Here is a 14941-nt window from a genome sequence, read left to right on the forward strand (position 1 = left end):
TAGAAAAAAGAAAAAACTGAGCACTTTTAGCTCAGTTTTTAGTCTAATTGTTTCTTTTTATATACGATTAAACATACAACGAGCGATATAATAAGCCAAACTGCAACATTTAATACATGCCCACTAATACTACTAAATCCCGCCCCACCTACTAAGCTTTTAAGTGCTTTCACAATATGAGATGTTGGAAGATATCCAATCATCGTCTTAATTACTTTATTTTCAACCATTGGCTCAAACTGTACAGCCAAATACATCGTCATTAATATCGGCATTCCAATTATTGATGTTTGTGGTACAGAAGATGCAAGTAATCCGATCATTGTTCCAAGTACGATAAACAAAATAGTTCCGCATAAGAATATCAATCCTACCAATGGAAGATTAATATTTAACTGATCTAAAATGAATAAATTTACAATACAAATGACCATCGTCAGACCCGATGTTAATAAACTCTTTCCAAGTAGAACTTCAACCGAAGATGCCGGTGATAGCATTAATACACGCAATGTATGTTTTTCTTTTTCTTCTGCAATTACCATAGATTGAACAAAGCCTGCGACAAATAGGAAGGCCGTTATAGTAGTAATACCTAACATTTCCTTTCCCACTCCAAATCTGCTAAACAAAAATGAAAGTATAATTGGTAAAAATGCCATTAACAACACTTGTGAATTTGTCTTAAAATCTTGTACTTCTTTTCTAAAAATAGCTGATACACGTCTCATTGAAAATGTCATTATAATCCCCTCCCAGTAACTTCAATAAAGATATCGCCTAGCGTTGGTTCGTGTGAATGAATAGATAACAGTTCGCCCTTTTTCATCCATTCTGAAATACGATTTGCGCCTAATTCATCTTTTTGCACTACTTCTTTTCGTTTACCTTTTAATACGACCTCTATTTGATCCTTAGCGTATTGTAAGCGCAGGTTCTCTGGCGTATCGAGTGCTACAATTTCTCCGCCACAAAGGAAGGCAATACGGTTACAAAGCGTTTCTGCTTCATCCATGTTGTGCGTCGTTAAGAAAATCGTCGTTCCTTCTTCATTTAAGTCTTTTAAGATTTTATGAATGTTTTGTACGTTTACTGGATCAAGTGCAGATGTTGGTTCATCTAAGAAGAGGATATCTGGTTTATGAAGGATTGCTCTCGCTAGTGTGACGCGTTGCTTCATTCCCTTTGATAATTTCTTTACTGGTGTTTTTTTATCATCTAATAAATTTACTTGTGTTAGTACTTCATCGATTCGTTCTTTTTTGCAATCGTATAAGTCACAAAATAATAGTAAGTTATCATAAATGCTAAGTCTTTCATATAAGCCGCTGTTATCTGTTAAAATACCAATTCGTTTGTAATCGATGCTACTTGGTCCTGTAATATCTTTCCCTAATACTCTTACCGTTCCAACACTATGAAGCAATTGAGAAGTTAAAATTTTTACTGTTGTCGTCTTACCAGATCCACTCGGTCCGAGGAATCCGAATATCTCTCCTTGCTTCACCTCAATATTTACATTTCGAAGTGCCGTTTTTCCACTGAAACTTTTCATTACATCTTTCATTTCAATTGCCAATGTCATTTCTTCATCCCCTTTGTTTTTCTTCTTTATAGATGAAAGTCGCTTTAGCGCTTTTCGTTCGTTTGTTTCGCTTTTCTTGACTCAATCATATGAAAAACAAAGGGATTACGCAGTAAAATACCGATAAAAGGAGTATTTTTACCGGTGAATGAATCGCATGTTGAGCTTATTGGAGCACTTTTTATAGCCCAATCACACCTTTTAATTCATCCATGCGTCCTTTTGAAAGCGGAATCGAACTTTTTCTTTCGTCGTCTAAAATTAAACTGAAACTGTTACGAGTCCATGTAATCACTTCTCGTACTCTTTGTAAATTTATAAGGTACGAGCGATGACATCTAAAGAAACCAAAACCTGTTAATCTCGCTTCTAGTTCACTTAATGTTAATGCACATACGAAATCGCCTTCACGAACGTGAATATGCGTTACTCCGTTTTGCGTTTCAATGAAATGGATTTCCATCGGATCAAGTAAAATGATTTTATCGTTCACTTTCGCAGGTATTCTTTCTAACTTCATTTGCGGAATCATTTGAATGACTTTTTCTTCACCGACTTCTTCCACTTCCTCTTGCTCAATTTCTATCTTTTTCACACCATCATTGTTTAATATGTATACATCCTCTGTTAACGAAAGGGCATCCGATAAAAATGATGACGTAATAAAGATTGCCTTTCCTTGCTCTTTCATTTTCATAATTGCTTTTCGAATAATAACCGTACTCTCTATATCTACATTTTGCTCCGGTTCTTCCAAAATAATTAAATCCGGATTATGAATCATTATTCGTCCAATATGAAGACGACGCTTCTCTGAAAATGATAGTTTTTCTATTTTAACGTTTAGCTTATCTAGGAGACCAACAGACTGCACAACTTCTTCTATACTTATCTTTGATTCATAAAGCCCTATTAAAAACTTAAAGTATTCTTTCACCTTCAAACGATCATATGCCTCATCCTTCAAAAAACAAAAGCCGATGCGGGAATAATTTTTCTTTCCAATTGCTTCTCCTTCAAACAGTACATTGCCAGTCGAAGCTTCTTCTTCACCAATAATAATGCGGTGTAACACTTTAGCTGTATGATTATTGCATTGCAAAACAATACATTGTCCTTTCTCAACCTTTAGCTCAATTGCCGGTAACTGGTTCGTCTTCCCTAATTGTTTCAACTCTAGTAACGCCATTTCATTTCCCCCAAATGCCTTTTTATCCTATTATATCAAACAGTTAATGGAAAATTATGATATTTTAAACAAAAAAAAATAGATGCCAGAGTTCTGACACCTATTTCTTCACCATCAATTTTCCTTCATAATCATTCATCGTCTTTATTTCAACGCCTTTATAGTAATGAGCGACGATATCTGTATATTTCTTTCCTTCCGCTGCCATGCCGTTCGCCCCATATTGACTCATACCAACGCCGTGACCAAAGCCTTTCGTCGTAACGATGATTTTATCTCCTTGTTGTTTCCACGTAAAATCAGAAGAACGTAAATCTAACTTTTCACGAACTTCTTTTCCTGTTAATGTTTTTCCTTGAAAAGCTACATCCTTTACGCGCTTTCCTTCCGTAAGGTCTTTAATATTTCCAACCTTCCCGTCTGCTAACACTTTCACACCGAGACGTTTTTGAAAATCAGCTACTGTAAATGTTTGCTCACTCGTAAACTTTGGAGAGGCTTGATCCCACGGACTATCTACACTTTTCAAGTACGGATAATCATTTCCCCAATAGTCAGCTGCATTTTCTGTTCGGCCATTACTCGTTGAAAAGAAGGATGCTGAAATTGGTTTTCCATCATACGTTAAAACTTGTCCTGCTGTTTTCGAAACGGCTTCTTCGATTTTCTTCAAATTATTTTCGTAGTTATTACCCCATTGCTTCTTCAATTCATCTTTGCTTTTGTACACTTGATCTTTCACCGTATCTGTCACGTCCGCATTATTTTTCTTTCCTCCGCTTAACATACGTTGTACTACAAATGTTCTCGCTGCTAATGCCTGCGCCTTTAGTGCCTCTATTTCAAAACTGGCATTCATCTCAGAAGCTACTACACCTGTCACATACTCCTCCACTGGTAATGTTTCTACCTTCTTCTGTTTTTCGCGATATACAGCAACTTGAACAGCTGTATCCACTTTTCCTGGAGCTGGTATGCTTTCTATCGCTGGAGGAGTTTTAGAGGCCGTTTCTTCCCCTACTTTTGCTTTCGCAAATGGAATAACAAGGGCTGCAGGTACAATGATAACGAGCGCTATTAAGAGCGCTACTGTAATAAAAAGTGGCTTTGAAAATTTCATCCTATTTTCCTCCAATATAAAAGCTTTACTCCATTCATTCTTATGGAACAACTCTTTCTTTTAGAACATACTTAAGGGGAAGAGTATAAAACAGAAATTTTCTAAATATTTTTACTGGTACGTGCATAAGTATAGAATTTATTGACTATAACAGTAATAACCCAAAAAAATAGCCCCTATGTCAAAAGACATAGAGACTATTTTAATTAAGCGTGAAGATCAGAAACTTCTTGTTCTTTCACTTCTTCTACTTTTTCGTTTACACGTTCAATAGTTGCACCTAATGCAGCTAATTTCTTATGGAAGTTTACATAGCCACGGTCAAGATGTTTTAACTCAGTTACACGAGTATAACCTTCTGATACTAAACCAGCTAAGATTAATGCAGCTGCAGCACGTAAGTCAGTTGCTGCTACTTCAGCACCTTGTAAGCTGTTTGGACCGTTCATAATAACAGAACGACCTTCAATTTTAATATCAGCATTCATACGACGGAATTCTTCAACGTGCATAAAGCGGTTTTCGAATACCGTTTCTGTAATCATGCTTGTTCCATCAGCTTGTAGTAATAATGCCATCATTTGTGATTGCATGTCTGTTGGGAAACCTGGGTGGGGCATAGTTTTAATATCAACCGCTTTTAACTTATCTGGGCCGATAACACGTACACCTTCGTTTTCCTCAATAATTTTAACACCCATTTCTTCCATTTTCGCTGTAATTGAGCGTAAATGTTCAGGTACAGCATTTTCAATTAAGATGTCTCCACCAGTAATTGCTGCTGCAACCATGAATGTTCCCGCTTCAATACGGTCAGGAATAATAGAGTGGTTTGCACCATATAATTTATCAACGCCTTCGATACGAATCGTTCCAGTTCCAGCTCCGCGTACTTTCGCTCCCATCGCATTTAAGAAGTTAGCTAAGTCAACGATTTCTGGTTCTTTCGCTGCGTTTTCAAGAATTGTTGTCCCTTTTGCTAATGTAGCTGCAGACATAATGTTTTCTGTCGCGCCTACGCTTGGGAAGTCTAAGTAGATTTTAGCTCCTTTTAGTTCTCCCTCAACATATGCCTCAACAAAACCGTTACCAACCTGTACTTTTGCTCCCATTGCTTCGAAGCCTTTTAAATGTTGGTCAATTGGACGTGAACCAATTGCACATCCACCAGGAAGTGCAATACGAGCACGACCGTTACGTGCTAATAATGGTCCCATTACTTGAACAGATGCACGCATTTTACGTACATATTCAAATGGTGCTTCAATGTTTAGTTCTTTAGAAGAATCGATTGTAACTTGATTATTTTCAAATACGACTTCAGCATTTAAATGACGTAATACCTCATTAATTGTGTATACATCAGACAAAACTGGTACTTCAGATAGTACATTCTTTCCATCACTCGCTAATAGGGCTGCAGCGATTATAGGTAATACAGCATTTTTTGCGCCCTCAACACGCACTGTGCCGTTTAACCGCTTTCCGCCACGGACGATGATCTTTTCCAAATTATTCCCCTCCGTGTCCTTTTTTCAGTATCTATTCACTCAATACTCAGAAGTTATGATCGGTGTGCCAACCACAATTGTATCTTTGTTGTCTGTAGAACGTATTGCTATTTGCACATTTATTTTCTCTCTATTTGTTGAAAGAGCGTCATCCCACTTTTTATTGTATGCGGAGACTGACACAAATGCTCTTTCTTCTACTTGTTCGATCGCTCTTGCTGAAAGATCTTTCAAAACCTGATTGGTTTTATTTTGCAAAACACCTTCAATCTTATCATTCAGTACACCTTGAACACAAGTGTAAATTATAGGTTTTTCACTAAAAATTTTATTCATGTTTTGAACATACTTCGGGTCCCATTTCGCCCCACTTACTTCAAAGATAATGAAAGTGTTTTCTTTAGTATTTTCTTTAGTATTTTCTTTACTCCAAGTTACTACTACTCGTTCTTCATAAGAAGAAAGCTTTTTATAGGATGTAGCTTTATATCCATCTGGAGATTGCTCTACTTCCCACTTTTGAATATTTGCCTTTTCCTTCACATCGTTTAACAACTTTTGAAACGTATGTATGTTAGAAATTGTTTTTGTTTCTCTCGCTAACCATGACCATTTTTCTACTTTAGCATCATTTTTCTCTAAAGCCTTGATCATGCTCTCCATTTTCTTTTCATCGCTTATCGGTTTCATCTCTCTATATCCAACCAAAAATAAAACAACACTAAGTGCAACAATAAGAATGGCTTTAAGCTTCAATTTCATCCCCTCCTATCCCCATTGTTAACGGAGATTTGAGGTTCTATACACTTACTTTACTAAATACGTTAAACTCTTCGAATAGCCTAAATAATCAAGGAAAAAGTTACTTACAGATGTCCCAATTGCAATTGTAATTAAGATGAGTAATACTCGCGTCTGCAGCACTTTTCCGGACTTCATTAAACGCTCAATGTGAATGCCTTGTAAGGCCCACCACGTAATGGTAATAAACAATAAATGCGAAACAATGGCAATCAGTGCTTGTTGCCCTAAAAGTTGTGCCAAAAAATCGACCCCTTTTTACTCAGCTACTACTTATGAAAGAATATAAAAACGATACCATAATAAGTAGGAGCTACACTTTTTCAAATGCACATAGACATCTTACATTTTACATCGTGATTTTCTTTCCAAAAACGTATATCTACATTACAAGTTAACACAAAATAAAAAGCGCAGAGTACTGACTCCACACCTTTTATTTTCACTATTGTACCACGTTCCCTAAGAAGAAGAAATCTTTCATTAATGGAAAATATTCATAAAAGAAATTGTACCCAATCATCGGCATAATCCCTAGTATTACAATCGAAATTGCACAAAGACTCATAACAACCTTTATATTTAACGGTAACCGTATTCTCTCTTCTGTCTCTCCGGTTCGGAAAAACATTTGTTGTAAAATACGGAAATAATATACGAATGAAACAACCGTCGTACCCATCATAATCGAAGCTAGTACGTAATGTGCTGGCTCTACATGAAGTGCGCCTAAAAAGATATTAATCTTTCCAATGAATCCAGCCGTTCCTGGTATCCCAGCCAACGATAAAATAAAAATTGTCATCATTATCGCTGTAAATGGCGACCTTTTATATAAACCTGTGAAAATTGTTATATTTTCCTCATCATTTTGTAAGATTAAGCCGTGGATAATGGCAAATGCGCCTATATTCATAAGCATGTATGCCAGCATATAAAACCACATGCTATCCATCGTAAATGGTGATAATGCCACAAGTGGAACGAGTAAATACCCCGCATGTGCAATGCCTGAATAAGCAAATAAACGCTTTATATTGTATTGTTTTAACGCGACTACATTCCCAACAATCATCGTAATACTTGCTAGCACTGCAATATATATACTCATATGCCCATATAAAGATTGCATATCTCCTTGTATTAATACACTTGCAAAGATCATAAGGAACAAACGAATAATGAGTAGGAACCCAGCAATTTTAGAAATCGTTCCAAGAAAAGCAGTAACAGGTGTAGTCGCTCCTTCATACACATCAGGTGCCCACATATGAAACGGCACTGTGGCAATTTTAAATGAGAGACCAACTAGCAATAAAAGAAATGCGAGAGCTAACAATAACTGAATACCACTAGCGAGCTCCCCAGTGAGTACCTTTTGCATATCTACAATGTTAGTTGAACCTGTAATACCGTATAAATAACTCATTCCGAAGAGCGTAATCGCCGTTCCAATTCCTCCGCTAATGACATATTTCATTGCCGCTTCATTTGATGCACGGCTCTTTTTTCGTATTCCTACTAAAATATAAGAAGAAAGTGAAAGTAACTCCAAACCAACGAAAAGGGTAATAAAATCAACACTAGAAGCCATGAACATCGCACCAAGAAGCGCCATTAAAAATAAATAATAATATTCGCCCTTATCTTCGATTGGATTCTTCTTATCATCGCTCATCGCGGTGCATAAAATGAGAGCTGAGGCACCTAATAGCAACGTTTTAAACCCTTTTGAAAATCCATCTAACACAAACGATCCATTTAAAATATCTCCTGCCGGTTCGCTATATAGAGTAATTAATGACACGATTGCTAATACGATGGCAGCAATCGCACCAAGAGCTACATATCTATGGTTCAGCTTAAAAAACAAATCACATATGGAAAGGAGGATGGCGGCGCCGAGAATAATAAATTCTGGCACCATTAGATGCCACGATAAGCTAAGTAACGTATTCATATCCATCCTACTTCACCCCCAATGTTTTCAATGTATTTTGAAGCGGATCCCCTAGTATCTCTGGCATAACTCCAATTGCAATAATACAAAAGATAAGTAGTAAAACAGGGACATACTCCCATCCGTGTATATCAGATTTTGCTTCCCACTCTTTCTTTCCAAATGTCACTTGAAGTGTCGCCCTTAATACATACACAGCGGTTAAAATGATGCCAATCACACCGACTGCAGCAATGACGGGCTCTCCTTGAAATAAACCGAGAAAGGCAAGAAATTCACTAACAAACCCAGACATCCCTGGTAATCCAAGCGATGCCATTCCTCCTGCTAAGAAGAAGCCGCTAAGTACTGGGACACTTTTTGCGAGTCCACCAAGCGCTGTAATGTCTGATGTTCCGAAACGTTGTTCTATAACACCGAGTAAGAAAAACAGCAAGGCTGCAATTAAACCATGTGATACAACCTGGAATAACGCTCCTTGTGTACCAGGTGCATTAAGTGACGCAAGTCCCATTAACACAATTCCCATATGCGAAATACTAGAGTAAGCCAGTACTTTCCTAAAGTCCGTTTGGATGAGCGCTAAAAAGGCACCGTATAATAAATTAATTACGCCTAATATCGCAATTAGTGTTGCAACATCGTGAAAATATTCCGGGAATAGCCCTTTCCCGAAGCGAATAATACCGTACGCTCCAATCTTCAGCAAAACACCCGCATGAAGCATAACTACAGCTGGATGCGCTTCTATGTGTACATTGACCATCCAGCGGTGCAACGGAAAAACAGGTAGTTTAATTGCAAAAGCAATCATTATGGCAATAAATACACTAAGCTGCAAACTACTTGGGATGACGAGTGCTCCCTCTGCGTTTACGCTTCTTAATATCTCTTTCAGCTCCACAATATTTGTTGTACCTGTTTTCGCGAACAAAATTGAGAAAACAATGAGCAAAATAGCTGAGCCAATACCGTTATATATTAAATAACTATACGCAGCCTTTTCACTCGACAATTTTCCCCACTTTCCAATTAATAAGAACATTGGTGGCAACGTAATTTCAAAGAAGATAAAAAACAACATTAAGTTTTGAGCAGCAAAGACGCCGAGCATTCCTATTTCTAGCATGAGTAACAGCATATAAAATGCTTTTAAATTTCTTTTAATAGAAAAGGCTGCAATTGCTGCAAGCGTTGCTAGAAGTGCCGTCAGTACCATCATGACAAGCGACAAACCATCAATACCGAGCTCGTAATAAATAGAAAACCACCTTTTATCTACCGCTGTAAAATCGCCGAACTTAATCCATTTCATCTTTTCATCGAATAGTGACAAATTCTTTCCAGAAGCATATGTACAAGCGAGGACGATAGCGATTCCAAATGGAAGTGCCGTCCCAAATAAGCCAAGCGCTCGCACTGTACGCAATTCCTTTTTCGGTGTTAATACAAGCAATAAAATTCCTAAAAGCGGGGAAAAAATGAAGAACGTTAACAACAAATCATTCATCGTAAATCCCCTCCCGTATAGAGCAAAATAATGACGAGTACAGCGAGCGAAACCGCCGTTACAGTACCGTACACTTGTACATTCCCGTTTTGAAGTTTCGATCCAAGATTACTTGTGCCTTTAACTACACTTCCAATTAAAACTGCAATTCCTTCGACTACATACATTTCAAATAAGCGAAGCACATGAGCGATTCCTTTCGTAATAGGGATCACCGTCATGTTGTATAGTTCATCCACATAATATTTTTCTTTCAAAAGATTATAAAGAGATGTTTCCGTACCCCCAGCCCAATCTCTAGAAATTGATTTCTTGCAATATATGAAATATGCAAGAGCGATTCCCGCAAATGAAACGAGTGTCGCAACAATCATAATCCAAACTGGTCCATGCGCTTCTTCAACCTTAAACCCTACATCTTTCGTCAACCAATCTCCGAGAAATGTCCCAAACCATGGTGTATTTATATATCCTGCCACTACCGCAAGAACGCCGAGAACAATCATTGGATACGTCATAACGCGAGGCGATTCATGCACTTCTTCCTTCGTCTTCGTTTCTCCAGTAAAGACAAGAAAGTATAGGCGGAACATATAAAATGCTGTTAAAAACGCCGCAATTACCGCTAAAGTAAATAAAACGTAATTGCCATTCATCCACGTCGCCGCTAAAATTTCATCTTTGCTGAAAAAACCGGAAAGCAGCGGAACACCGCTAATGGCAAGGGTACCTATTAAAAATAGCGTACCAGTTACTTTCATCTTCTTCTGTAAACCGCCCATTTTATTAATGTTTTGCGTATGCACAGCATGAATTACACTTCCTGCCGCCAAAAATAATAGTGCTTTAAAAAAAGCGTGTGTCGTTAAATGGAATATACCAGCTACATAACCGGCAGAACCTAACGCGAGCATCATATACCCGAGCTGGCTAACTGTAGAATAAGCAAGCACCCTCTTTATATCTGTTTGCACAAGACCAATAGAGGCCGCAAAGATTGCAGTGAAAGCTCCAACGATTGCCACTGTCTGCATCGCCACTGTACTTGCTGAAAATAGAGGGAACATCGTCGCTACTAAATATACGCCAGCTGCGACCATCGTCGCCGCGTGAATAAGTGCCGAAACGGGCGTTGGCCCTTCCATTGCATCTGGCAACCACGTATGAAGGGGGAACTGACCTGATTTTCCCATCGCCCCGATAAAAATTAATATCGCTGTTATTGTAATCATGTAAGGAGGTAGATCCCCTGTATAAATCGCCCTAAATATTGCGTCATATTCAAAACTACCTGCGTACCAAAAAATTAAAATCATCCCGATAAATAAACCAACATCCCCAATACGGGTCATAATAAAAGCCTTTTTTGCAGCAGCCTTCGCTTCTTCTTTAAAGAAATAAAAACCGATAAGTAAAAATGAACCAAGCCCAACTAATTCCCAAAATATATAAAGCTGTAATAAATTCGTTGATATAACAAGCCCTAACATCGCAAATGTAAAGAGTCCTAAATATGCGTAAAAGGTTGGTAATCGTTCATCACCTTTCATATAACCTTTCGAATACACATGTATAAGTAGACTCACAAGCGTCACGATAAATAACATTAAAGCTCCTAATGCAGTTACTTCAAAGCCGAATGATATATCCACATCTCCAGCTCTAAGCCACACCCACTTATGCTTCACGCTTGCTTCTGAAAACCTTTCTATTAACACAAGTACCGCAAGTATAAAGGAGAGAAAGACGAAAAAAATACTAAGTACGCTGCTTCCTTCTCTAATTTTCTTCCCGAATATAATAAGTAACAAAAACGAAACGAGTGGGAAAAGCGGTATGAGCCATGCATAATCGATCATTGTTTCCTTCCCCCTTTTTCGGTCACAATGCTATCCTTTAAGCGTATCCATTTCATCCACCTGAACTGTTGTACGATTACGATATAAAGCAATTAAAATAGCGAGTCCTACCGCCGCTTCCGCTGCCGCTACAGCCATCGTAAACAGTGAGAAAATTTGACCTGTTAAATTCGGAAATAAGCCTAATTTACTAAACGCCACTAAGTTTAAATTGGCAGCATTCAGCATTAATTCGATACAAACTAATACGATTACTGTATTCCGCTTTGTTAAAGCTCCAAATAGACCGATGCAAAACAAAATAATCGCAAGTGTTAAATATGCAGAAGCTGGAACGCTACTCATTGGAATCCTCCTCTTTCTCGTCCTTTTTCGCAAGTATAATTGCGCCAACGAGTGCTACAAGTAAAATAACTGAAGTTAGTTCAAATGGAATAATATATTTTGAATAGAGAAGCGTACCGATTTGAAGTGTGTTGTTTTCATGGAGAGGTAAACTTCCTTGTGTGCTTTCATTTGCAAAATCAACATTATTAATAGCGAAATACATAACCGCTCCAAATGCTACAACTGCAAAGAAGATAATCCATTTTCGAAGAGTAAGACGCGATTCATTTTCCGCGTTATGTTTCGTTAACATAATGCCGAAAATCATAATAATTGTGATTGCACCAGAGTAAAGTAAAATTTGTGCAACGCCTATAAATTCGGCTGACAAAAGAAAATACAAACCTGCAATGCTGAGAAATGTCAGAACGAGAGCTAGCATCATGTGCATAACTTTCGTTAAGTTCAACATAAGAACACCGCCGATAATTGCAGACAAGGATAGTATAAAGAATGCTACAAACTCGCCATTCATGCCTTATTCTCCTTCCTGACGTTTTCGTCGTTTTCGTCAAGCCACTGCAAATTTTTAAATAAGTAATCACGTGAATATTCCGCGAGTTCAAAGTTACTTGTCATGACAATTGCCTCTGTCGGACAAACTTCTGTACATAAATCACAAAGAATACAAATTTCAAAATTAATATCATACGTGTCGATAATTTTTCCTTTTTTCGTAGGATCCGGATGTTTCTTTCCTGTTAACTGAATACAGTCTGTCGGACAAATGTTAGAGCACTGATTACAAACAATACATTTCTCCGGATAAAATTTTTGAATCCCCCGAAAACGGTCTGGCAACGGCAACGGTTGATTTGGATAATCATACGTTACCTTCTTCTTGCTCAAATTACTTAATGTATATTTTAACCCTTTAAATAGTCCTTTCATCTCTTACTGGCACCCCCCTCATAGATTAGAAGAATAACTCCTTAATCAATGCCGTTAAGAAAATATTTGCAAGTGCAATCGGCAATAATACTTTCCATCCAAACTCCATTAACTGGTCACCTCTTATACGCGGGAACGTAACGCGGAACCAAATTAATAGAAAGACTACACTACTAAATTTCAAAGCAAACCATACGGCACCTGGGATAAATCCAAGAAACATGACTGGATTCCATCCGCCTAAAAAGAGCACTGTAATTAACGATGCCATCCCGAAGAAATATACGTACTCTGAAAGCATGAAAAACGCCCAGCGAAAACCTGAGTATTCCGTATGATATCCAGAAACAAGTTCTGACTCCGCTTCCGGCAAATCGAATGGCGTCCTATTTAACTCTGCAACTGCTGCGATTAAGAAAACGACGAATCCAATTGGCTGTACGAAAATGTACCAGACCTTCTCCTGCGCCGCTACAATCTCATTTAAATTCAGACTACCAGCTAGCAAAACGATGCCAATTACACTCATTACGAGCGGAATCTCATAAGAAATCATTTGCGCCGCCGCACGCATCCCTCCTAAAAGGGAATATTTATTATTCGATGCCCATCCCCCAGTTACAACACCTATCGTCGTAATACCGGAAACAGCAATATAATAAAGTAGCCCGACTCCAATATCTGCAAATTGAAATTTATCAGTGAACGGGATAACCGCAAGCACCATAAATGCTGGTGCAAATGCAATGACAGGCGCTAATATAAACAGCGGTTTATCTGCTGCTTTCGGAATACTATCTTCTTTCAATAATAGTTTTAAAACATCAGCTACCGTTTGCAGTAAACCGAATCGGCCTCCAACCTGGTTTGGTCCAATCCGCCCTTGCATAAACCCCATCACTTTCCGTTCTGCCAAAATTCCATATGTAACGAAGCCAAGGACTGCAAATAGTAGAAGTACCGCTAATCCGAAAAAAATGAAGAAATTCGTCCAGCTTGAAGGTGATTGTAAGAGCGTCTCAATCATTAGCCATCAACCTCCCCAAGTACAATATCAACTCCACCTAAAATCGTAATTAAATTAGCGATGTTTTCACCTTTCAATAACTTCGGTAAAATTTGCAAGTTATAAAAAGATGGCCTACGAAACTTCAAACGGTACGGCTCTTTCTTTCCGTCACTTGCGATATAACAACCAATCTCTCCGCGCGGCGATTCGATACGTACAAATGCTTCTCCCTTAGGTGCCTTAATAATTTTCGGTACTTTTGCCAGCACAGCTCCATCTTTCGGGAACTGCTGAACCGCTTGCTCAACAATCTTTAAAGACTCCTCGATTTCTTGCATTCGGCAAACGTAGCGATCCCAAGCATCTCCCACGCTTCCAACAGGAATATCAAAATCAAAACGATCATAAATCGAATACGGCTCATCTTTGCGAAGATCCCAGTTTACTCCAGTGCACCGCAAATTTGCTCCGCTTAAAGAATACGAGATCGCTTCTTCCGCGCTATATATACCAACGCCTTTCACACGATTTAAGAAAATCTCATTACCGCTAACAAGATCATGATAACCTGCTAATTGCTCCCTCATATACGGAACAAACTCTTCCACCTTTTCAATCCAATCATCTGGCGCATCCCACTTCACACCACCAACTCTCATATAGTTAAAAGTAAGCCGTGCCCCGCATAATTCATTTAATAAATTTATAATCATCTCTCGTTCACGAAACGCGTACAAAAACGGGCTGACCGCTCCTATATCAAGAAGATTCGTCCCCCACCAAACGAGATGACTCGCAATTCTTCCTAACTCCATCGCAAGTACTCGCAAGTATTCGGCACGCTCCGGAATTTCAAGCCCCATCATCGTCTCCACAGCATGGCAAATGACGTAATTATTCGTCATGGCTGATAAATAGTCCATTCGATCTGTATAAGGGATAATTTGCGTATACTGTAAGCTCTCAGCGATCTTTTCGGTCCCGCGATGCAAATATCCAATAACAGGTGTAGCTTCTTTAATAATTTCCCCGTCAATCTTAATTACGAGCCTGAACACACCATGTGTACTCGGATGCTGAGGTCCTACATTCAAAAGCATCTCTTCCGTGCGGATCATA

The 14941-nt window shown here is 38.4% G+C and carries 15 protein-coding genes; all 15 read right to left on the bottom strand.

Annotated elements, in window-relative coordinates; genetic code table 11:
• Positions 1–38 precede the first annotated feature (38 nt).
• Positions 39–743, bottom strand: a complete 705-nt coding sequence (locus V7S45_RS26075; RefSeq protein ID WP_048655556.1) for an ABC transporter permease — start codon at positions 741–743, stop codon at positions 39–41.
• The gene (locus V7S45_RS26080; protein WP_000170866.1) at positions 743–1585 is read right to left on the bottom strand and encodes an ABC transporter ATP-binding protein; all 843 of its coding nucleotides are present in this window, start codon (positions 1583–1585) and stop codon (positions 743–745) included. Before V7S45_RS26080 ends, V7S45_RS26075 begins: the two co-directional genes overlap by 1 nt.
• Positions 1586–1766: 181 nt before the next feature.
• The gene (locus tag V7S45_RS26085) at positions 1767–2774 is read right to left on the bottom strand and encodes a LytTR family transcriptional regulator DNA-binding domain-containing protein (protein ID WP_001185925.1); all 1008 of its coding nucleotides are present in this window, start codon (positions 2772–2774) and stop codon (positions 1767–1769) included.
• A 100-nt stretch (positions 2775–2874) separates the two neighbouring features.
• A complete protein-coding gene (gene spoIID, locus V7S45_RS26090) occupies positions 2875–3894 on the bottom strand; it encodes a stage II sporulation protein D (RefSeq protein WP_000672663.1) in 1020 nt (339 codons plus the stop codon).
• 206 nt (positions 3895–4100) lie between these two features.
• Entirely contained in the window at positions 4101–5405 is a 1305-nt protein-coding gene (gene murA / locus V7S45_RS26095; RefSeq protein WP_000411274.1) for a UDP-N-acetylglucosamine 1-carboxyvinyltransferase, read from the bottom strand.
• A 39-nt stretch (positions 5406–5444) separates the two neighbouring features.
• Positions 5445–6167 carry a YwmB family TATA-box binding protein gene (locus V7S45_RS26100; RefSeq protein WP_342761587.1) on the bottom strand — a complete coding sequence of 241 codons (723 nt, stop codon included), beginning with the start codon at positions 6165–6167 and terminating at the stop codon, positions 5445–5447.
• 45 nt (positions 6168–6212) lie between these two features.
• A complete protein-coding gene (locus V7S45_RS26105) occupies positions 6213–6449 on the bottom strand; it encodes a DUF1146 family protein (protein WP_000057889.1) in 237 nt (78 codons plus the stop codon).
• A gap of 202 nt (positions 6450–6651) precedes the next feature.
• On the bottom strand, positions 6652–8166 hold the full coding sequence (gene nuoN / locus V7S45_RS26110; protein ID WP_342761920.1) for an NADH-quinone oxidoreductase subunit NuoN: 1515 nt from the start codon (positions 8164–8166) through the stop codon (positions 6652–6654).
• 7 nt (positions 8167–8173) lie between these two features.
• Positions 8174–9676: an NADH-quinone oxidoreductase subunit M gene (locus V7S45_RS26115; protein WP_000998925.1), complete on the bottom strand. Its 1503-nt coding sequence runs from the start codon at positions 9674–9676 to the stop codon at positions 8174–8176.
• Complete coding sequence (gene nuoL / locus V7S45_RS26120; RefSeq protein WP_025688654.1) at positions 9673–11535, bottom strand: NADH-quinone oxidoreductase subunit L; 1863 nt, start codon at positions 11533–11535, stop codon at positions 9673–9675. Before nuoL ends, V7S45_RS26115 begins: the two co-directional genes overlap by 4 nt.
• Positions 11536–11565: 30 nt before the next feature.
• Complete coding sequence (gene nuoK, locus V7S45_RS26125; RefSeq protein WP_000100079.1) at positions 11566–11880, bottom strand: NADH-quinone oxidoreductase subunit NuoK; 315 nt, start codon at positions 11878–11880, stop codon at positions 11566–11568.
• Positions 11873–12397, bottom strand: a complete 525-nt coding sequence (locus V7S45_RS26130; protein WP_342761588.1) for an NADH-quinone oxidoreductase subunit J — start codon at positions 12395–12397, stop codon at positions 11873–11875. The genes nuoK and V7S45_RS26130 overlap by 8 nt, the downstream gene beginning before the upstream one ends.
• Positions 12394–12813, bottom strand: a complete 420-nt coding sequence (gene nuoI / locus V7S45_RS26135) for an NADH-quinone oxidoreductase subunit NuoI (protein ID WP_342761589.1) — start codon at positions 12811–12813, stop codon at positions 12394–12396. Before nuoI ends, V7S45_RS26130 begins: the two co-directional genes overlap by 4 nt.
• A gap of 25 nt (positions 12814–12838) precedes the next feature.
• The gene (gene nuoH, locus V7S45_RS26140; RefSeq protein ID WP_000573426.1) at positions 12839–13840 is read right to left on the bottom strand and encodes an NADH-quinone oxidoreductase subunit NuoH; all 1002 of its coding nucleotides are present in this window, start codon (positions 13838–13840) and stop codon (positions 12839–12841) included.
• A complete protein-coding gene (nuoD, locus tag V7S45_RS26145) occupies positions 13840–14940 on the bottom strand; it encodes an NADH-quinone oxidoreductase subunit NuoD (RefSeq protein ID WP_223698981.1) in 1101 nt (366 codons plus the stop codon). Before nuoD ends, nuoH begins: the two co-directional genes overlap by 1 nt.
• Position 14941: the final 1 nt, after the last annotated feature.

It is taken from the genome of Bacillus sp. BR3(2024), assembly GCF_039134555.1.
Lineage (GTDB): Bacteria > Bacillota > Bacilli > Bacillales > Bacillaceae_G > Bacillus_A > Bacillus_A cereus.

Bases quoted from the DNA above. Each gene is read 5' to 3' on its own strand.
- V7S45_RS26100 (WP_342761587.1), bottom strand. From the start codon at position 6,167: ATGAAATTGAAGCTTAAAGCCATTCTTATTGTTGCACTTAGTGTTGTT.
- nuoH (WP_000573426.1), bottom strand. From the start codon at position 13,840: ATGATTGAGACGCTCTTACAATCACCTTCAAGCTGGACGAATTTCTTC.
- V7S45_RS26130 (WP_342761588.1), bottom strand. From the start codon at position 12,397: ATGAATGGCGAGTTTGTAGCATTCTTTATACTATCCTTGTCTGCAATT.
- nuoL (WP_025688654.1), bottom strand. From the start codon at position 11,535: ATGATCGATTATGCATGGCTCATACCGCTTTTCCCACTCGTTTCGTTT.
- V7S45_RS26080 (WP_000170866.1), bottom strand. From the start codon at position 1,585: ATGACATTGGCAATTGAAATGAAAGATGTAATGAAAAGTTTCAGTGGA.
- nuoD (WP_223698981.1), bottom strand. From the start codon at position 14,940: ATGATCCGCACGGAAGAGATGCTTTTGAATGTAGGACCTCAGCATCCG.
- V7S45_RS26085 (WP_001185925.1), bottom strand. From the start codon at position 2,774: ATGGCGTTACTAGAGTTGAAACAATTAGGGAAGACGAACCAGTTACCG.
- nuoI (WP_342761589.1), bottom strand. From the start codon at position 12,813: ATGAAAGGACTATTTAAAGGGTTAAAATATACATTAAGTAATTTGAGC.
- nuoN (WP_342761920.1), bottom strand. From the start codon at position 8,166: ATGAATACGTTACTTAGCTTATCGTGGCATCTAATGGTGCCAGAATTT.
- spoIID (WP_000672663.1), bottom strand. From the start codon at position 3,894: ATGAAATTTTCAAAGCCACTTTTTATTACAGTAGCGCTCTTAATAGCG.
- nuoK (WP_000100079.1), bottom strand. From the start codon at position 11,880: ATGAGTAGCGTTCCAGCTTCTGCATATTTAACACTTGCGATTATTTTG.
- V7S45_RS26115 (WP_000998925.1), bottom strand. From the start codon at position 9,676: ATGAATGATTTGTTGTTAACGTTCTTCATTTTTTCCCCGCTTTTAGGA.
- V7S45_RS26075 (WP_048655556.1), bottom strand. From the start codon at position 743: ATGACATTTTCAATGAGACGTGTATCAGCTATTTTTAGAAAAGAAGTA.